General features: G+C 64.4%; 16 protein-coding genes and 1 pseudogene. 10 read left to right on the top strand and 7 right to left on the bottom strand.

Annotated features, from left to right (window positions below; all coding sequences use genetic code 11):
- Window positions 1–122: 122 nt before the first annotated feature.
- Window positions 123–1,319 carry a GTP-binding protein gene (locus K0S66_RS11495; RefSeq protein ID WP_301075540.1) on the top strand — a complete coding sequence of 399 codons (1,197 nt, stop codon included), beginning with the start codon at window positions 123–125 and terminating at the stop codon, window positions 1,317–1,319.
- Between the two features lie 179 nt (window positions 1,320–1,498).
- Here K0S66_RS11495 and treF read toward each other — a convergent pair whose 3' ends face one another.
- Together treF and K0S66_RS11485 are read right to left on the bottom strand one after the other, a co-directional pair.
- The gene (gene treF, locus K0S66_RS11490; RefSeq protein WP_301075539.1) at window positions 1,499–3,091 is read right to left on the bottom strand and encodes an alpha,alpha-trehalase TreF; all 1,593 of its coding nucleotides are present in this window, start codon (window positions 3,089–3,091) and stop codon (window positions 1,499–1,501) included.
- Window positions 3,092–3,094: 3 nt separating this feature from the next.
- A complete protein-coding gene (locus tag K0S66_RS11485) occupies window positions 3,095–4,036 on the bottom strand; it encodes an alpha/beta hydrolase fold domain-containing protein (protein ID WP_301075538.1) in 942 nt (313 codons plus the stop codon).
- A gap of 262 nt (window positions 4,037–4,298) precedes the next feature.
- Here K0S66_RS11485 and K0S66_RS11480 point away from each other — a divergent pair, with 262 nt between their 5' ends.
- From K0S66_RS11480 to K0S66_RS11465, 4 genes are all read left to right on the top strand, one after another.
- The gene (locus K0S66_RS11480) at window positions 4,299–6,782 is read left to right on the top strand and encodes a TonB-dependent receptor (RefSeq protein ID WP_301075537.1); all 2,484 of its coding nucleotides are present in this window, start codon (window positions 4,299–4,301) and stop codon (window positions 6,780–6,782) included.
- Window positions 6,783–6,963: 181 nt separating this feature from the next.
- Window positions 6,964–8,388, top strand: a complete 1,425-nt coding sequence (locus tag K0S66_RS11475) for a sulfatase (protein WP_301075536.1) — start codon at window positions 6,964–6,966, stop codon at window positions 8,386–8,388.
- A complete protein-coding gene (locus K0S66_RS11470; protein WP_301075535.1) occupies window positions 8,388–9,947 on the top strand; it encodes a sulfatase in 1,560 nt (519 codons plus the stop codon). Before K0S66_RS11475 ends, K0S66_RS11470 begins: the two co-directional genes overlap by 1 nt.
- Window positions 9,948–9,952: 5 nt before the next feature.
- The gene (locus K0S66_RS11465) at window positions 9,953–11,887 is read left to right on the top strand and encodes a glycoside hydrolase domain-containing protein (RefSeq protein WP_301075534.1); all 1,935 of its coding nucleotides are present in this window, start codon (window positions 9,953–9,955) and stop codon (window positions 11,885–11,887) included.
- Between the two features lie 77 nt (window positions 11,888–11,964).
- On the opposite strand, the gene K0S66_RS11460 is transcribed toward K0S66_RS11465, so the two are convergent.
- Both K0S66_RS11460 and K0S66_RS11455 read right to left on the bottom strand, forming a co-directional pair.
- Window positions 11,965–12,273, bottom strand: a complete 309-nt coding sequence (locus tag K0S66_RS11460; RefSeq protein WP_301075533.1) for a hypothetical protein — start codon at window positions 12,271–12,273, stop codon at window positions 11,965–11,967.
- 42 nt (window positions 12,274–12,315) lie between these two features.
- The gene (locus K0S66_RS11455) at window positions 12,316–12,627 is read right to left on the bottom strand and encodes a CoA transferase (RefSeq protein WP_366520826.1); all 312 of its coding nucleotides are present in this window, start codon (window positions 12,625–12,627) and stop codon (window positions 12,316–12,318) included.
- Window positions 12,628–13,043: 416 nt separating this feature from the next.
- On the opposite strand from K0S66_RS11455, the gene K0S66_RS16825 reads away from it, so the two are divergent.
- On the top strand, window positions 13,044–13,481 hold the full coding sequence (locus K0S66_RS16825; protein WP_366520824.1) for a winged helix DNA-binding protein: 438 nt from the start codon (window positions 13,044–13,046) through the stop codon (window positions 13,479–13,481).
- A gap of 881 nt (window positions 13,482–14,362) precedes the next feature.
- Here K0S66_RS16825 and K0S66_RS11450 read toward each other — a convergent pair.
- The 3 genes from K0S66_RS11450 to K0S66_RS11440 form a co-directional block, all read right to left on the bottom strand.
- Window positions 14,363–14,863 carry a lysozyme gene (locus tag K0S66_RS11450; protein ID WP_301075531.1) on the bottom strand — a complete coding sequence of 167 codons (501 nt, stop codon included), beginning with the start codon at window positions 14,861–14,863 and terminating at the stop codon, window positions 14,363–14,365.
- Window positions 14,860–15,222 (bottom strand): hypothetical protein, encoded by a 363-nt coding sequence (locus K0S66_RS11445; RefSeq protein WP_301075530.1) that lies wholly within the window; start codon window positions 15,220–15,222, stop codon window positions 14,860–14,862. Before K0S66_RS11445 ends, K0S66_RS11450 begins: the two co-directional genes overlap by 4 nt.
- A gap of 218 nt (window positions 15,223–15,440) precedes the next feature.
- Entirely contained in the window at window positions 15,441–16,646 is a 1,206-nt protein-coding gene (locus K0S66_RS11440) for a cellulase family glycosylhydrolase (RefSeq protein ID WP_301075529.1), read from the bottom strand.
- Between the two features lie 90 nt (window positions 16,647–16,736).
- On the opposite strand from K0S66_RS11440, the gene K0S66_RS11435 reads away from it, so the two are divergent.
- The 4 genes and pseudogenes from K0S66_RS11435 (at window position 16,737) to K0S66_RS11430 (ending at window position 18,298) form a co-directional block, all read left to right on the top strand.
- Complete coding sequence (locus K0S66_RS11435; protein ID WP_366520823.1) at window positions 16,737–17,324, top strand: transposase; 588 nt, start codon at window positions 16,737–16,739, stop codon at window positions 17,322–17,324.
- A pseudogene (locus tag K0S66_RS16820) lies at window positions 17,305–17,367 on the top strand (hypothetical protein); the annotation flags it as partial. The gene K0S66_RS11435 and the pseudogene K0S66_RS16820, both read left to right, overlap by 20 nt.
- 12 nt (window positions 17,368–17,379) lie before the next feature.
- Window positions 17,380–17,553 (top strand): transposase domain-containing protein, encoded by a 174-nt coding sequence (locus tag K0S66_RS16815; protein ID WP_366520825.1) that lies wholly within the window; start codon window positions 17,380–17,382, stop codon window positions 17,551–17,553.
- Window positions 17,554–17,797: 244 nt separating this feature from the next.
- Window positions 17,798–18,298 carry a MucR family transcriptional regulator gene (locus tag K0S66_RS11430; RefSeq protein ID WP_301075528.1) on the top strand — a complete coding sequence of 167 codons (501 nt, stop codon included), beginning with the start codon at window positions 17,798–17,800 and terminating at the stop codon, window positions 18,296–18,298.
- The last annotated feature ends 173 nt before the right edge of the window (window positions 18,299–18,471 follow it).

Below are 18,471 nucleotides of genomic sequence, written 5' to 3'. Positions count from 1 at the left end.
AAGTCTATTACGGTATCAAACAGGGGAATTCCGATGACGCGGATTCGTTCACATCTTAGGATACCGCACCTGCGGTCATTGTCCTGGCGAACACCGGCTACTGTAAAAACCGCGGTGCTGCGGTGAACAAAGACCATAGGTTACCGGTTACAGTCATTTCGGGTTTTTTGGGCGCCGGAAAGACAACCCTTTTAAACCACATCCTACACAACAGGGCAGGATTGCGGGTAGCGTTAATTGTAAACGATATGTCAGAAGTCAATATAGACGCCGAACTTATCAGGGGCGGCGGCGCTGGACTAAGCCGGTCTGACGAAGTTCTAGTAGAGATGACTAATGGATGTATCTGTTGCACACTCAGGGAAGACCTTCTTTGCGAGGTCCGTAAGCTTGCCGAGGAAATGCGCTTTGACTATCTAGTTATTGAGTCCACTGGCATCTCAGAACCGCTGCCCGTTGCATCTACTTTTTCCTTTCGAGACAAAGCCGGGGCCTGCCTCGGAGACGTTGCTCGGCTAGACACAACCGTGACAATCGTTGACGCCGCCAGTCTCGTGCAGGACTTCGTTGGCCGAGCCTTCCCGCGGGACCGCGGCGAGATTCAGAAGGAGGATGATCACAGATCATTGGTGGAATTGCTGGTTGAGCAAATAGAGTTCGCGGACGTTCTGGTACTAAACAAGGTTGGCACCGCTTTACCCGAGTCTCTGATTTCGGCACGCCGCATTCTCGCAAGCCTTAATCCAAGTGCCCGGGTGGTCGAGGTTGACTTTGGGCGGGTACCGTTAGATGCCGTCGTCGGCACGAACCTCTTTGATTTGCAACGAGCTCGCCTGAACTCGCGCTGGGCTCGAGAGCTACAGGGAAGCTCCGAACATGTGCCAGAGACGCTCGAATACGGAGTGGACTCTTTCGTGTATCGTGCTCGTGCCCCGTTTCACCCACAGCGCATTTACGCCCTTCTAACTGGTAGCCTGCCTGGCGTTATACGAGGTAAGGGATACTTTTGGGTGGCTACCCAGCCCGGCATCTCCCTGGAGTGGAGCCTCGCAGGTGCGATGGTAGATGTACGGCGCGGAGGTCGGTTCTGGGCTGCAGTCCCGCCAGGGGCGTGGCCGGTCGACGAGGCCGCCCTCGATCGCATCCGAGAGCGTTGGCTCGCGCCCTTTGGAGATCGCCGCCAGGAACTGGTCTTTATTGGTACCCACCTTGATAAGCCTCGCCTTCAGGCAGCGCTCGACCTTTGTCTGATACGCGATTCTTCCCAGCTGGCGTCGGAGGCAGTCGCAAAGCTTTCTGATCCATTCGGCGCGTCCTAAACACCTAATATAGCCGAGGAGAAGTATTATATATTGTATGGTTCGATCAGCAACTATAATATTGGTTCGTCAGCCTTAACGCCTGCGCCGGTATACATCTTATTGATAGAGCGTAAACGACCTCGCCGCACAATTTTCAGATACCTGCCCGCTGGATTGTTTGTCGATGTGAATAGCGTTTAATTTAGCCACGCGCCATATTTTTCCAGGATTGCGCTGGCGACGCCGTTGGTCCAGCCGAAGCCGTCCTGCGTCGGATATTCCCCGCCGCCGCCTGGCTTGCGCTCGTCGACGTCATATTTTTCCAGCATCTTGCCGGTTTCGCCATAGGTGGTCGCGACCGTGTCGATCCAGCGCTTGGCGATCTCGCGCGCAAGGTCCGGCTGGCCGGATCGGTCGAAGCCGGCGATCGCCACCCATTGCAGCGGCGCCCAGCCGTTCGGCGCGTCCCATTGCTGTCCGGTGCGCAGCGGCGTGGTGCGCACGCCGCCCGGCGCCAGCAGCGTGCGGCGGGTCGTCGCCGCAACCGCGGCCGCCTGCTGCGGCGAAGCGGCGCCGGCGAACAGCGGATAGAGCATTGCGGCGGAAACGCGCGGCGTCGGCGCCCTCGCCGTCCGGTCCCAATCGGCGTAGCGGCCTTCCTTGGCCACCCAGAAATAGCGGTTCAGCGCCGCCTTGCGCTTCGCGGCCAGCCGGGTGAACTCGGCCGTGGTCGCCTGGTCGCCGGCCGCTGCGCTGCGCTTGGCGATCGCTTCCTCCATGATCAGCATCAGGCTGTTCAAGTCGACCGGCACGATATCGGTCGTCCGGATCGAGGCCAGCCGCTGCGGGTCAGACAGCCAGCGGCTGCTATAGTCCCAGCCGCTTTCCGCGCCGGCGCGCAGGTGGCGGTACATCGTCTCTGGCGGGCGCGAGGAATCCTCCTCCGCGGTGATCAGATCCTCGGCATAGGATTCGTCGCGTGGCAGCGCGCGATCATCCCAATAGCGGTTGAGCAGCGTGCCGTCCGGCATCCGCACCACCCGCTCGCACGCGCCGCTGGCATCCAGGCATTTGGCCCCCTTCATCCAATAGGCATATTCCCGCTTCAGAGCCGACAGCCGCCGCGCGGCGAGCGCGGGATCATTGTCCTTCGACAGGTCCAGCATCAGCGCGAAGAATGGCGGCTGCGACCGGCTGAGATAATAAGTCCGCATCCCGTTCGGGATGTGGCCGTATCGCTCGATCGTGTCGGTGAAGTCGGCCAGCATGGATTCGATCAGCGGCTGCTGCCCGTCCACGGCCAGGCCCAGCATCGTGAAATAGCTGTCCCAGTAATAGATCTCGCGAAAGCGGCCGCCGGGCACCACGTAGGGCGCCGTCATCGGCAGTGCGGAGCTGCCGGCCGCCACCGGCGCGGGCTGGCGCACCAGCATCGGCCACAGGTTGCGGATGTGGCTGCGCAGCTCGTCCGCCCCGCGATCGTTGACGCCGGGCACGGTGAAATTCTCGAGCACGAAAGCACGCAGCGCCTCAGGCGCCTTGGGCGCAACGCGCACATAATCCGCCATGATCGCATCGGGCGCGCGCTTGGGCACCGCATCGACGAAGGTCTTCCCGTCGGGGAAGATCCGCCCGACCTGCACCGCGCTGAACAGCGGCCCGTAAATGTCCGCGGGCGAGGGGCGCCGCTGAGCCTGCTGGGCCGGCTGCACCTGCTGTGCCGGCAGCGGGCTGGTGACCAGTGCGGTGGCGGCGAGCGCGATGCCCAGCACCCAATGCGAACGCATCATCTTCTACTTCCTCGAGCCTTGTGCCGTCCCCAGATGCCGATCGAAGAACCCGGCGACAAGCCGGTATGCCTCGATCGATTCCGGCATGTCCGGCCAGACGAAGAAGGCGTGGCCCAGCCCGTCGAACAGCTGCAGCTCGCTCGACACGCCAAGCGCGGTCAGCTTGCGATGCTGCGCGGTGAGGATGCTGGCGGCAAAGTCGCGGCTGCCCGCCAGCTGCAGCACCGGCGGGAAAGCCGCCATCACCGCATCGTCGCCAAAAGGATAGGCCATCGGGTCATCCGCGGCCACTCCGGCGAGATACGGCGTTGGCAGCGTGCTTAGCAGCGCGCCGTCGCGGATCGGCTTCCCGGCCGTCAGCGGGTCTGACAGATACGCGCTGTCCCCGGCATAGGCCGCACCGGTGCCGCAGAAGGTGCCGATCGCGCCCGGCCGCGGCAGCTTCTCGCGCTGCAGCCACGCCACGGTCTGCGCGGTGATGATCCCGCCGGCCGAACAGCCGTAGATGCCAATATTCTCGGGCCGATAGCGCTCGAGGAGCGCCGCATAGACCGCCGCCACGTCCTGCGACGCGGCCGGGAAGCGGTGCTCGGGCGCTAGGCGGTAATCCACCGTCACCACCTCGATCCCCATCGTTGCCGCGATCGGCACGGCCTCCACCAGCGCGCCGCTCCCCGCACCCCACAGGAACGCGCCGCCATGCACGTTGATCAGCACGCGCTCCCGGTTGCGCGGGCCCACGCCGGCCGCCGGCCGCACCACGTCCACCGCCACGCCGCCCAGCGCCTCGCGCCGCTCCACGGTGCGAAAATGCAGCCGCATCTCCGCCAGCCGCTCGTCATTGTACCGCCCCCAGAAGGCGCGCGCCGCGGCTATGTCGTTGCCGAAATCGGGGGGGCGGATCGCCTGTTGCCGAACGATCACGTGCTTGGCCTCGGTGGTCAACAGGTTCGATGGCGGCAAAGTCGTCACCGGTATCGTTACGGTTTGTGCGCCGGCCGACGCGGCGAAAAGCAAGGACAGCACAAGGAATGGGCGTTTCATAGACAACCTTAGCTGTGGCGGGATGGCGACACTAATCTGTTGATCGTTCTGTGCCGCCGCTGACAAGCTCTTCCATGATCGACTAAGAACCGAGGCAGGACTAATACAGTCTAGCGAGCTGCCCAACAAAGAGTGCGGCCCACGTTCGTTAAGGGGAACAGTTATGCTTTCCATCACCACCTTCCGCCTTCTGATGATCAGCACGGCGAGCGGCGCGCTGCTGGTCGCGGCACCGGCGACCGCGCAAACCGATCCGACCGACACCCAGTCCGCCGACAGTGCGCAGCGCGCCACGCCTGAACAGGGCCTGGTCGACAGTACGCGCCCGTCGGGGGAAGACATCATCGTCGTGGGCACCGCCGGCGGCGGCACGCGCCGTCAGGACGCATCCTTTGCCGTCACCTCGCTCAGCAACGACGCGATCGAGCGCGCGGCGCCCAACAGCACCGCAGATCTGTTGCGCACTGTGCCGGGCGTCATGGCGGAAAGCTCGGGCGGCCAAAACGGCGCGAACATCTTCGTGCGCGGCTATCCCTCGGGCGGCGACGCGCAGTTCGTCACCTTCCAATATGCCGGCACCCCGGTCTTCCCGCCCTCGACGCTCTCGTTCCTCGAGAACTCGCAGCTCATCCGTCTCGACGAGACGGTGCAGCGCGTGGAGGCCGTGCGCGGCGGCACCGGTTCGCTGTTCTCGAACGGTCAGCCCGGCCTCACCGTCAACGTCGTGCCGCGCATCGGCGGCAGCGAGCTGAAGGCGCTCGCGAAGCTGTCCTACACCGATTATGACGAGATCCGCGGCGACGCCTGGGTCTCCGGCCCGCTCGGTGAGGACACCGGCTTCATGATCGGCGGCTTCTACGCGCAGGGCAACGGCATCCGCGATCCGCGCTTCCGTGCGGAGAAGGGCGGGCAGATCAGCGCCAACATCCACCACGATTTCGCTGACAAGGGCTCGGTCGAGGTCTATGCCCGCTACCTGAACGATCGCGGCCAATGGCTGCTGCCGATCCCGATCATCTCCAACGCCCAGGGCGACATTTCGGAATATCCCGGCTTCCCGGCCGGCACCGGCACGCTGCTCGGGCCGGACACGCGGGTGACCACCAACGTCGTCGGCCGCACCGTCGATCTGGAAAAGGGCCGCGGCGCGAACGTCATCAACACCGGCATCAACTTCGAATATGAAGTGGCCGATGGCCTTCGCCTGCGTGAGCGGACGAGCTACCTCGGCGGCAACGCCAACACCTTCGGCCTCGTGCCGGTCGAGGCGCCGATCACGGCCGCCGCGATGGCGGTGACGCTGGGCGGCGCCGGCTCGACGGTCGATACGCTCACCTACGCCACGGCTGGCGGCGCGGTTGCCGGCGGCGCGGACGCCCGCGTGATGCGCGCCGGCATCTGGGAAGTGCGCAAGAAGATCTCGTCCTTCGTCTCGGATTCGGCCTTCGAATGGACGGCTGGCAACAACAAGCTGACCGGCGGCTTCTATTACGCGAACTACACCTCGCGTGATCAGTGGGCGCTCGGCAACCAGGTGCTGCTCGCCGCGGAGCCGAACGCACGCCGCCTCAACATGACGCTGAACGGCGGCCGCACGGCGACGCTCAACGGCTTCTCGAGCGGCCCGGCCTTCCAGGTGCGCGCTTTCTACGAGGGCGAGGATTATGCCTTCTACGCCGTGGACGAGTTCCAGATCACGCCGGAACTGCGCATCGACGGCGGCCTACGCTGGCAGCGCCACCTGATCGACGCGACGATCAGCACCCCGATTGCGGGCGGCAACATCAACCTCGATCGCGATCCGCTGACGCTCTACGACAACTCGGTCACCGTGCTCGGCCCGCCGCGCTACGTCAGCTACCGCGACGATGCCTGGTCGTGGACGGCCGGCGCGAACTACGATTTCAGTCGCGAGATCGGCGTCTTCGCCCGCTACAGCCGCGGCAACAGCTTCCCGCAGTTCGACAATCTGCGCGAGGCCTCGACGATCAACATCGCCGACAAGACCGGCCTTGCCGCCACCGCGGAAGTCGACACCTACGAAGGCGGCGTGAAGGTCTCGACCGGGATCGCCAATCTCTACGCCACCGTGTTCCACAACCGGTTCAAGGGTCTCGCCACCACCACGCTGATCAACAACGTGCCGACCAGCTCGAACGGCGGCGCGAAGGCGACCGGCGTCGAAGTGGAAGGCGCGATCCGGCCCACCCCGTGGTTCAGCATCACCGCTGCCGGCACCTATCTCGACGCGAAGTACCGGGATTTCTTCACCGGCAACGGCGCGATCGACAACACCGGCAACCGGGTGCAGCGCCAGCCGAAATGGGCATGGCGCGTGACGCCGGCGGTTGACGTCGAAGTCGGCAACATCCGCCCGTCGCTGTTCGCCACGCTGCAATACACCGGCGATCGCTTCTCCGATCCGGAGAACCTGCAGCTGCTGCCGCACTTCTATCAGCTGGATGCCGGCGTCTCGGTGCTGCTCAACGAGCGGATCCGCCTGCAGGTCACCGGCAACAACCTGACGGACGAGATCGGCCTCACCGAAGGCAATCCGCGGATCATCGGTGGCCAAGGCACGGGGGCGATCCTCGCCCGTCCGATCCTCGGCCGCTCGTTCCGCTTCAGCGCGGCGGTGGAGTTCTGATCGAACGTCAGTGATCTAGACTGAACCTTCGTCACCCCGGGCTCGAGCCGGGGTCCCGCTTCCTCGCCAACCCGCGAGAGGCAGGATCCCGCGCCGACCCCGGGGTTGACGTTCCTTCAGGCCCAACCGCTCCCGCATTCCCGCCTTCGCGCGCGCCGCCCGTGCCGCTATCGTTGCGATCATGGATCGACGTAACGTCTTGAAGGGCATGGCCGGCATCGCCGCCGCCAGCGCCGCCCCGGCCTTCGCTGAGGCCGTCACCCCGCCGGGGAAGAAGCAGCGCAATGTCCTCTTGCTGATCTCCGACGATCAGGGCCTCGATCTCGGCTGCTATGGCGTTGCGGTGAAGACGCCGCGGCTCGATCGCCTAGCGCGCGGCGGCACGCTCTTCCGCCACGGCTATGCCGCCGTTTCCTCGTGCAGCCCCAGCCGCGCGGTGATCAACACCGGGCTCTACACGCATCAGAACGGCATGTACGGCCTGCAGCACGACGTGCATCACCAGTCGCTGCTGCCGGGGATCGAGACGCTGCCCGCGATGCTGCGCCGCGCCGGCTATGCCACCGCGCTCGTGGGCAAGAAGCATGTCGGGCCCGACAGCGCCTTTCCCTATGAGGCGGAACTGGTGCCCGAACGCGGCGGCATCCGCGACGTGCGCGAACTCGCCATCGCCGCGGCGAGCTTCATCCGCTCGACTGACGAGCGGCCGTTCTTCGTCACCATCGCGTACAGCGATCCGCATCGCGCCGCCGTCGATTACGGCAACGATCGCGCTTGGCCGGGCGTGAAGCCGGAAAGCTATGATCCGCGCCGCGTGCAGATCCCGTCCCATCTGCCCGATCTTCCTGCTGTGCGGCAGGACATCGCCGAATATTATGAATCGCTGAGCCGCCTCGATGCCGGCGTCGGCATGATCCTCGCCGATCTCGCCGCTACCAGTCGCGCCGACGATACCTTGGTCATCTTCCTCAGCGACAACGGCCGGCCCTTCCCGGGCGCGAAATCCAACCTCTACGATGCCGGCCTCCACCTGCCGCTCATCGTCCACGCGCCGGGCAGCGCCCCCGCAGTCAACGACGCGATGGTCAGCTGGACGGACATCGCCCCCACCGTGCTCGACTGGACCGGCGTCGCCCCGCCTGCCGCCTACAAGCTGTCCGGCACGTCATTGCTGCCGATCCTCGGCAAGGCCGGCGATCCCACGCGCGACGCCATCGTCGCCAGCCATAATTTCCACGAGATCAATCAATATTATCCGATGCGCAGCATCCGCACGCGCACCCACAATTACATCCTCAACCTCGCCTGGCAGCTGCCGTACCCGATCGCCGGGGACGTGGCGGGCTCGCCATCGTGGAAGGCGATCAGCGCCGATCCCGCGATCCCGCTCGGCAAGCGCAACCAGGCGGCGTACCTTCAGCGCCCGGCGGAGGAATTGTACGATCTCACCCGCGATCCGGACGAGCTTGTGAACGTCGCCGCCTATCCTGCCTATGCCGCGATCAAGGCCCAGCTTGCCGAACGGCTACGCGCCATCCGCGCCGAGACCCGCGACCCCTGGCTCGCCGGGCAGACCGATCCTTACTCTCACGTGGGCCAGCATTGATGACCAAGGGTGTCGACCGCCGCGGCGTGCTTCTCGCCGGCACCGGGGGCGCCTTCGGCCTCTACAGCTTCGCCGCGGGCGCCGCACCCCCAAAGAAGCAATTGAAGCTGCGGCGCAAGGCCGGCGTGAAGCCCAAGAACATCCTCGTCATCCTCACCGACGATCATCGCTACGACGCGATGGGCTTCATGAAGGCGCAGGATTTCGGCGAGACGCCGACGCTCGATCGCTTGGCGCGCGAGGGCATCCATTTCCGCAACGCCTTCGTCACCACCGCGCTCTGCTCGCCCAGCCGCGCCTCGATCTTCACCGGCCTATACGCGCACCAGCACCGGGTGGTGGACAACAATCACCCGATCCCGCCGAGCCTCACTTACTATCCCGAATATCTCCAGGCCGCCGGCTATGAGACCGCGTTCATCGGCAAGTGGCACATGGGGATCGAGACGGATGCGCCGCAGCCCGGCTTCGATCACTGGGTCAGCTTCAAGGGCCAGGGCTATTATCTGCCTCACCCCGACGGGCTCAACGTCAACGGCCGGCATGTCCCGCAGAAGGGCTATATCACTGACGAGCTGACCGATTACGCGCTCGACTGGATCGGCCAGCGCGATCGAAAGAAGCCGTGGATGATGCACCTCGCGCACAAGGCGGTGCATTCCGAATTCATCCCGGCGGAACGACACAAGGGCCGCTACGACAAGGAGGTCTTCCGTTATCCCGCCAGCATGAAGCCGGGCGTCCCCGGCCGCCCGATGTGGGTCGAGAACCAGCGCAACAGCTGGCACGGCGTCGATTATCCGTACCACGGCACGCTCGACATCGGGGATTATTACAAGCGCTATATGGAAACGCTGCTCGCGGTGGACGAAGGCATCGCGCGGATCATGGATCTGCTCGACCAGCGCGGCGAGCTCGATGACACGTTGATCCTCTACATGGGCGACAATGGCTTCATGTTTGGCGAGCATGGCCTGATCGACAAGCGCGCTGCTTATGAGGAATCGATGCGCGTGCCGATGCTGATGCGCTGCCCGTCGCTGTTCGGCGCCGGCACCGTCGAACAGGTCGTCGCCAACATCGATGTCGCCCCCACCATGCTCGCCGCCGCCGGGCTGGAGGCGCCGGACGGCCTCGCCGGATCGAACATGCTCCCACTGGTCACCGTCCCGCCGGCAAGCGGCGGCGCGCCCGGGGTGCCGTGGCGCAAGGAACTGATGTACGAATATTATTGGGAACGGAATTTCCCGCAGACGCCCACCGTCCACGCGCTGCGCGAGGATCGCTACAAGTACATCCACTTCCACGGCATCTGGGATCTCGACGAGCTCTACGATCTCGCCGTCGACCCGCACGAGAACGACAATCTCCTCGCCCGCCCCGGTCATGAGGATCTCGCCGAGCGGATGAGCGCCAAGCTCTTCCGCCTGCTCGAGGAAACCAACGGCATGCAGATCCCGCTCAGCGCCGACGCTGGCGAGCGCAACGAGCTGCGCGATCCAAACGGCCCCGCCATGGCGCCATTCCCGCCCAGTTTCTTCCGTCCGCCGCACAAGTGATACCGATGATGCTCGCCTGCCGCGCGCGATGGCGCCGCGTCTGCGCGGCTTTCGCGGCCGCCACCGCCCTCCTCGTCGCCGCGCCCGCTGCCGCGCGGGAGAAGGCGGTCGACCTCGTCGATCCCTTCGTCGGCACGCTCGGCGATTTTGGCCAACTCACCCCCGCCGCCGTCGCGCCCTACGGCATGGTGCAGCTGGGTCCGGACACGCACCCCAAGAACCACGCAGGCTATGACTTCGCCGCGCGCCAGTTGCACGGTTTCTCCCACACCCGCGCGGTCGGCGTCGGCTGCGGCGGCGGCGGCGGGGACCTGCTCGTCTCGCTGCTCCCGGAGGGCGCCCCGCCGCTCGCCCCGCTCGATAAGGGAAGCGAGCGCGCCTCCGCCGGCCGCTACCGCGTCACATACGCCAACGGCATCACCGCGGAGATGACCGCGACGCGCGGCGCCGGGCTGCTGCGCTTCACCGTCACGAAGCCGGGCCGCTACGTCCTCCGCCTCGACGCGGCGAACGCCTACACCCGCCGCCACGCCGCCACCATCACCGCAGATCTTCGCGCCAGCATGACCGCGGGCACCGTGTGCGACGAGGGCGCCTACACCATCTACAGCGCCAGCCGCGTCACGATCGACGGCACGCCAGCCCCCGCCGCCACCGTCGCCGGCGCCGTCGCCACCCTGCCGCTCGCTCTCAGGCGCGGGGCGGTGGTGGAAGTTCGCACCGGGCTCTCCACCGTCGATCCCGCCGCCGCCGCGGTGGTGCGCGATACCGAGCTTGGCGCCCGCCCCTTCGCCGCCGTCCTCGCCGCCACCCACACGCGCTGGCAGCACGAGCTCTCCCGCCTCGACGTCACGGCCCCGCGCGATCGCCGCGCACTCTTCTACACCTCGCTCTACCGCGCCATGCAGACGCCGGTCGCAATCCAGGATCCGGACGGCCGCCATCGCGGCAGCGACGGGCGCATCCACCGCTCCCTCCCGGGGGAGACGCGCTACGCCAGCTGGGCGCTGTGGGACAATTACCGCACCCAGCTCCCGCTCATCGCGCTCATCGATCCCGCCCGCGCGGCGGACATCGCCCGCTCGCTCGTCGCGCTCTACGGCGAGGGCAAGCAGCGCTGGGCGACCAGGACCGAGCCCTTCCTCACCGTCCGCACCGAGCATGCCGGCGTCGCGCTGCTCGATTTCCGCCGCCGCGGCATCACCGGCTTCGACGCCCGCGCCGCGCTCGCTGGCATGGTGCGCGAGTCCGATACGCTTCAGCGCGACACGCCCGATCAGCAGATCGAGGCCGCCTATGACGACTGGGCCATCGCGGAGCTCGCCGCCGATCTGGGCGACACCGCCACCGCCGCCCGCTTCCGTGCGAAGGCGCTCGCATACCGCCCGATGTGGCGCGCCACCTTCGAGAACCTCGGCGCCGACGCGGACGTGGTGAAGGCGCGCGGCCTCTATCAGGGCACGCTCTGGCAGTATCGCTGGGCGCCGGTGTTCGATCTCGACTGGATGGTCGAGACGCTGGGCCGCGACCGCTTCCTGCGCGAACTCGACACCTTCTTCGCCCGCGACCTCTACAACATGACCAACCAGCCCGACATCCACGTCCCCTGGCTCTACGCCGCGCTCGGCCGGCCGGCGGCGACCAGCGCGATCATCCACCGCTACCTCACCCAGCCGGTCGATCACCCTTATGCCAATGAGGGAAAGCGCCCCCGCCCCTGGCATGGCCGCAGCTTCGCCCTCGCGCCAATGGGCTTTGCGGACGGGATGGACGATGACGCCGGCGCCATGACGGCATGGTACATCTGGGGCAGCTTGGGCCTATACCCGATCCTCCCCGGGACCCCGAGCCTCGTGGCCGCGCCGCCGCTCGTCAAACGCGCAACACTGCGTCGCTACGACGGCACGCGCATGCTCCTCACGTTCTTGGCCGACGACTAGATACGCGATCGTCTGTTCCACAGCATCGTCGAGGGCGATGCCGGGCTGCAGGTCACGCCGCTGCCTTCGCCACTCGTCTAGGTCGGGTGATTTCCGGCGAGCACCACCTCAATCACGCTGCGCTCCCCCGGGTTTTCCCGTTCCACGCTCCCTGCCTTCACCAAACGCTCTATCGCGTCAGCGTCCACGCCCAGCCACTCGCGTAGCACCTTATCACCATCCTCGCCCATCAACGGTGCGGGCCGCATCTCCGGATCGGGTAGCTGGCCGAGACATTGCTGCGCTTCCGACGTGACGGGCTCCGCCAGCAGCGGATGATGTTCCTTTCGTAAAGGGCCGCGCTCGGCGAAGTAGTCCGACGATGGTAGATCGCCGACGCGCAGCATCCGCGCGACGGCACCCCCGCCGCCTGAAGCTGTCGTGCCGCATCATCGGCGCCAGCGATGCTGCCCATTCTTCAAGCGGCGCGCCCCGCATACGGACGCGATCGCCGCAGCCTCAGCCCCGTTCCTTTGCGAGATCCCTATCCAGTCGTCATCCCCACGGCAGGGGTAGACGGCGGACCGAGCATCGGCTTGCTTGCCCTCCATCGCCAGCCCGATCTCCCGGCTAATCTGGGCGAGCATGACCTCGGCCTGAGCGATGCTGGCCTGTCTCCCGCGGCCGGTTCGTTCACGGCGGATCAGCAGCGCCACCGGGGTGAGCCCGCCGAGCGGTGCCGCCACATGATCGGGGTAGATGGTAACCGAGTCGCTGAAGCTCTCGGGATCGTCGGGTTAGCGCCATGCAGTCGTCAGGCCTGTGACGCTGCATTGAGGATCATCGACCGCCCAACGCCTACTCCATAACAGATCGAGTTGGCTAAGTGCCTGTCACGGCCTTACTGGCTTGGAACCAGCGACAATCGGCCCGCGTTCACCGCCCGGCATCTGATCCAAGCCTGGTGTCCCTTTCCCATCCAAGGAAACCAGGGCGGCATTGAGGGCAATACTAGTATCCACAAGCCCTAGATGATCAGAGATGGTGAGTGCCTCACGAACTCTCCTCGTCAACTCGTCGTGTGCACTTGCAATTTTCGTCATAGGTTGATCTACTTTTGGTTAATTCAGGGGTGCATAATCCGCGTTAGAGCGGCCCTGTAGGGGGAATAGCGCATATGGCTAACCGTTTCGATACCGATTCGAAATATCAAGAGCGGTCTCAGCCTAGCGACATGCTTGCAGATTGCGGCATCGGTGTGGATCATATTGAGGCAGCCCGTGCCATTTACAGCGCGCGCCGACAACGAGACTTCCACTTCGATGGGCTCGGTTTGTTCGGAGATCCCGCTTGGGACATCATGCTCGCTTTGCTGATTGATCGAGCGGAGGGTAAGTCCACGTGCCTGACATCGGCATGTATTGCCTCGTATGTTCCCCAGACCACGGCGATCCGGTGGATCGACAAGCTTGTGGCAATGAACCTCTTGAGCCGGTCAGGCGACCCGCAGGATGGTCGGCGGAGCTTGCTCAGCTTGACGCCTGAAGCCTGTATGAGGTTGGCTCTGGCGCTTTCGACATCCGGGCGCCAGCCACTCAACCGGCGCTTGAGCTAGGGATCGGACGCCTCATCAACCGCCGCTTCCTGGTCGGATTCTTCGAGATGCTGGTGGTGTTTGCTGTCCTAGTAGTGGCGCTATCCTAGGTCGACGCTTGCGTGGTTTCCCTTTATATCCAACTGGCCAGTTTATCCGCGATTGAGTGCTTGGGCCTTCAAGCCTCGACGGCGCGAGGTGGACTGCCCGGCGAGCGTGCCCACAGCCGTCGCCCCGCTATTTTTTGTTAGGCCGCAGCTACGTCTCCCACGGCACCTTCGGCATCGGCACCTTGCCGCGCTCTTTGAGCTGCACTGCGCGCAACGAGGCTCCCTTATGCCCGCATTTGCGACAGCGAAGCCGATAGCCGGACGCCTCTAAGGTCGCGTTTCAGCCCTTGTGCCGGAAGAAGCCCCCCGACGCTCCATCACGATCTGATGCCCGCAGCCGTTGCAGGTGATCCCCAGCTGCGCATCGAGCTTCGACAAGTGGCCAATCGTCCTGAACTTAACACCGCCCACGCGCGCTTACTTCTTCGCGACCACCCTCCATTCTTCGCCGTTCGCGACGGCTATCCGCCTGCACTTGCTACACATGGCCTTCGTCCCGCTCGCGCAATTGTAGAAGCGGCTCCAGCTATGGAGGTCCTTCTGGCAATCGTGCTCTGGCAATACGCCTCAGCAATGGATGAGTCTACCGGCTGGGGTGATTGCCAGAGCGGAGGGAACCATGCAGACATGATGTGCACGGCGCCGAACTCCCGCGTTGGGCAGGAAGAGGCATGCTGACCCCCCGAAGTTTGGGTGCCTCTTCCGCTTACGGCTGCGGCTTCGTTACCTCGTCAATCCAGCCGACGGTGTACTTGACCGGCTGGCGGCAGTGAAACCACGCCTCCTTGCTCTTCAGCAGGTACTTCGCGTCACCGTCTCCAGCGCGATCACTACGTCTTGGATGACGGCATGACAGACGACCGAGCATCGGAAGACCCGATCTGAAGGGGGCGGTTCAAGGCTTAGGAGCTTCACGAGCTGATCGAGACTTCGCGAGAAAATAAACCTGCAACAGCACGGCGAATACCGCGCTTGGCTGAAGCGCGTAGTCCCGATGTTGTACGCGAGGCAGACCATGGCGCCGAACTGAGCGGGTGTGGTCCGAGCCTCGCCAAGGGCCTTGCCAACTGGCGCCGAGAAATCCCGCTCAAGGATGCGTGCGAAAAGGTCATCTGCCTGCGCCTGGGTGAGCTTGTCGCCCATGCGGACCTTGGAGGCGTCGAGATAATAGGTGTTGCCCCAGCCGATCGTCGGCACGCCCACCGCATCCCGATACGCTTCCAGCCGGCAGCTTTCGAAATGGTGGATCGTGGCAAGCGACACAGGTCCAACGCGCAGCTTGTCGTTGCTCATGGCGTATCTCCCGAGCGGGGTTCGTTATTGTCGGGATTGCCCGACGCTTCGATCCGCACTGCGGGCATCGGAGGGGCAGGGACGACGCCGATCGATCGCCCCGCCAAGTACAGCAGCGTCCGCAGCGATAAGGCGGTTGGCCCGTACTTGAACAGCAGGCTGACGAAGGAGCCGGCACCATCGCACCGGTCCTTATCCGCCTTCAGCTTGTCGACCCGATCTTTGACCGCCTCGACTGCTACCTCGACGCGCTCCTTTACCGCGTCGCCCACCACCTCGATTTTCGCGATGGCTTCACCAACGCGGTTGGCGTCCAGCTTGGCCAGGCGCTCTAGCATCCCGACCTGCGTGCTCTGCATCTACCGAACGCTGCCGGCGAAATCGCGGACGCTCTCCGGCCGTCCTTTGATGATATCGTACTGGAAGCGCGTATTGCTTTCCGGTGTGTGGGTAAGGAACGGCTCAGCACGCCGGCACAGCCGCAAGCGCCTCAAGCAGTCGCGCCTTGGGCATCCCGGGCGGCATGTTGGCATGATGCGCCGGATCTGCCACACAGCCTCGGCTTCCTTGTCCGACATCAGTTCGCCTCCATGAGCGACCGCACAAACTGGCCGTTAGCGGTCGCCCAAGTTCGCGCGGGGTCATCCGGATGCTCGCCTCGGAAGATGTAAGACTTGGACCAGCGCGGCCCCCACCCCCACGACGCCCCACCGATAAACTCCGGCGTCGCTTTCAGATACTCGATCAGCTTCGGCGCAAGGGTCCGGCAGCTCTCCGGGAAGTCGTCTGCGTAGCTACCCCACGCGAACTCACCCAGATAAAGGTTGACACCTAGCTTTTGAGCCATGCTCACTGACGACCCGAATGCTCCGTTCGGTGACAGATCAGTGCGGCAATATTTGCTGGTTCCGGAACCGTCCTTGTCGAAGTAGCGATGAGGTGAGAGAACAGTGCGCTTGAGCGGATCCAAGTCGGCCAGCGTCTTCACGCCAGCACGGCTCAGGCTGCACAGCGCGCTTACACATGGTTCGGACGAGAGTTCGTTCTTGTCGGCGCGCGATGCGCCGGATGACTGCCGCCATTCGAGAACCATCACGTTATCAATACCTGCCGCACGCAACGCATGGATCAACTCGCGGCTATCCGGTCCCCACGTTTCCCATGTGCCACCACCGGGTTCATTCTGAAGGTCGAACCAGACGAGATGCTGTCCCTTGTATCGCGGGCCTACCCGAAGCCAGAAATCGCGAATGCGAGGATCGCCAATGTTGCCGAAACTATGCTCGTCCAGCACGACGACAATACCGCGACCCGTGGCGTGCTTTACGAGCGCATCCAGTGCAGCAAGCTTTTGCTCCGTTAGCAGACGATCACGCTTGATCGGCAGGCGAATGCTCTTGACGCCAGCATCAGCGTAAAAATCAATGTCAGCTTCGACCACCGACAGTTCGGTTGCAAACTCCAACCCGCTGATGTTTACGCCCCAAAGGTCGCCGCGGTTAAGCAGCGCCTGATGCTGGTCAATAGGCTCTACGGGTCGCGTCATCGCCGGGCAAGATGTACCCTTTACCGCATAGACGAACGGCGGCGCGTCACGGCACGTGACAACGACAGCGCCCTTCTTCACCGCCGCGTTCGTCTTGGACACCAGCGCGACCAGCTTGGTATGGCCATCCTTCGTGTTGTCGAGGAGTGTGTATGGCGCCTTCAGGACTTGGCCGCCGACCGCCGAGGCAAACAGCGCCGCGCACATGATCACCGCTTTCCGAATGTATGCTAGCATCGGCTTTCCTTTCGTTGGTTGCCCTCAATCTTTAGGCGGCCAGCTTTACAGGGGTGTCAGGCCACTGGTCGTGTGGAGGTGGTCGGTCGGGTGTCCGGCCGGCGGAGCTGGTCGGACCCGGAGAAGCTGGAGATCCTGGCCGAGGCGTTCCGTCCGGGCGTGCGGGTCCGTGATGCCATCACCCGGCGCGAGGTGTCGAGCAGGCTGAGCTATACGTGGCGCAAGCAGGCGCGGCTGGGTAAGCTGGCCGCCGACGACCAGGCGTCTGGCAGCACGACACCGCCCGCAACATGGTTTCGCTTCACGCCCGATCGCACCGGCGCGCACCCCCAGGCGCATCTCGCCGGCTTTCGCGGCTTTCTTAAGGCCGATGCCTATACCGGCTGTGAAGCCCTGTACCGCGGTGGCGTCACGGAGGTCGCATGCTGGGCACACTTCCGGCGCAAGGTCTTCGACCTGCACGAACGCTCACCAACCCCGCTGACCACCGATATCCTGGAGCGCATCGGCACGCTCTATGCCGTCGAGGCGGAGGTGCGTGGTCAGCCGCTGGTCGACGCCTTGCGCGAGGTGCTCGACGCTGCCCTTCGCCGCCTGTCGCCCAAGTCCGACATGGCAAAGCCAAGCCATCGCCTATGGCACCAAACGCTGGCCGGCGCTGTGCCGCTTCCTGGGTGACGGGCGCCTGGAGACCGACACCAATATCGCGGAGCGGGCCCTGCGCCGCGTCGCCGTGGGAAGGCGCAACTGGCTGTTCGCGGGTTCGCGCGCAGGCGGCGAGCGAGCCGCCGCCATCTACACCGTCGTCCAGACCTGCAAGGCCAACGGCGTCGACCCGCAGGCCTATATCGCCGATGTCATCGCCAGGGTCGCCGGCGACTGGCCCACCAGTCGCTGCTCGAGCTGACGCCGTGGAACTGGGTGCCCCAGACAGACCAGACAACAGCGCAAGCCACATAAACTGCGGTCCTCACGCCACCTTACGCAGGCGAGTATTACTTTGACCGAGGTAACGAGGCGGTAGCGCTGCATAACAATATTTGCGGTAACGCGTTACGCTTTCTACATCTTAGCGCAAAGACCCGCATGTTGACCTTGAAAACACCACGCAGGGATGGCAGCGGACCCCCTCCCCTATGAAGGTGTACTAAATGAGTGTAAATTCGCAGCATGATCCGACGGTTGACATGGTCGACCTTGCGGTACAGCTGACCACCGCGTGGCTTTCCAATCCGAACACCCGAGCAGACGAAACTGAGGTGTTGTCTTTCCTGCAACAAGTGCATGCAGCGCTGCACCAGCTCCCAATCGCGACCCTTGAAGAAGTGCCAGCGGAAACGACGAACGAGTACACGCCCGCCGTTTCAGTTCGGAAATCTCTCGCGTCAAAGGATCACATCCTGTCGATGATCGATGGCAAGCCTTACAAGACCCTGCGACGCCACCTTTCCGGCCACGGCCTTACGCCCGAGGAGTATCGCGCGCGGTACGGATTGAAGCCGGACTATCCGATGGTTGCTGAAAGTTACTCGGAAGCACGTAGCGCCATGGCGAAAAAGATCGGCTTGGGTCGCAAGCCCGGCATGACGCGAAGCTCCGGTAAGGCGTATGGTGGCACGCTGAAGCTCAGTCACAAGTCGGCCTCTAACTGACGCGCGAGTGCCTGATGGGTCGGGCCGTTCTTCGGCTCGACCTTACTTGGTTCGCAAACTGTCACGTTTGGAGCGTAAGCGTGGCGTGAGGGCCGCCTTGCCCGTTTGGCCGTAGCCGGGATGCTTATCGTCTTTGACGAGGGCGCGGGCGGTGCGGGAAGTTTTCGGTTCTG

It is taken from the genome of Sphingomonas sp., from assembly GCF_029239295.1.
In the GTDB taxonomy this organism is placed as follows: Bacteria; Pseudomonadota; Alphaproteobacteria; order Sphingomonadales; family Sphingomonadaceae; genus Sphingomonas.
Note: the sequence above shows the minus strand (reverse complement) of the source record. Positions and strands in the feature narration are given on the sequence as shown.

Coding starts and splice junctions, on each gene's coding strand:
- K0S66_RS11480 (WP_301075537.1), top strand. CDS start 4,299: ATGCTTTCCATCACCACCTTCCGCCTTCTGATGATCAGCACGGCGAGC.
- K0S66_RS11475 (WP_301075536.1), top strand. CDS start 6,964: ATGGATCGACGTAACGTCTTGAAGGGCATGGCCGGCATCGCCGCCGCC.
- K0S66_RS11440 (WP_301075529.1), bottom strand. CDS start 16,646: ATGCTAGCATACATTCGGAAAGCGGTGATCATGTGCGCGGCGCTGTTT.
- K0S66_RS16825 (WP_366520824.1), top strand. CDS start 13,044: ATGGCTAACCGTTTCGATACCGATTCGAAATATCAAGAGCGGTCTCAG.
- K0S66_RS11460 (WP_301075533.1), bottom strand. CDS start 12,273: ATGCTGCGCGTCGGCGATCTACCATCGTCGGACTACTTCGCCGAGCGC.
- K0S66_RS11430 (WP_301075528.1), top strand. CDS start 17,798: ATGAGTGTAAATTCGCAGCATGATCCGACGGTTGACATGGTCGACCTT.
- K0S66_RS11450 (WP_301075531.1), bottom strand. CDS start 14,863: ATGAGCAACGACAAGCTGCGCGTTGGACCTGTGTCGCTTGCCACGATC.
- K0S66_RS11445 (WP_301075530.1), bottom strand. CDS start 15,222: ATGCAGAGCACGCAGGTCGGGATGCTAGAGCGCCTGGCCAAGCTGGAC.
- treF (WP_301075539.1), bottom strand. CDS start 3,091: ATGATGCGTTCGCATTGGGTGCTGGGCATCGCGCTCGCCGCCACCGCA.
- K0S66_RS11470 (WP_301075535.1), top strand. CDS start 8,388: ATGACCAAGGGTGTCGACCGCCGCGGCGTGCTTCTCGCCGGCACCGGG.
- K0S66_RS11465 (WP_301075534.1), top strand. CDS start 9,953: ATGATGCTCGCCTGCCGCGCGCGATGGCGCCGCGTCTGCGCGGCTTTC.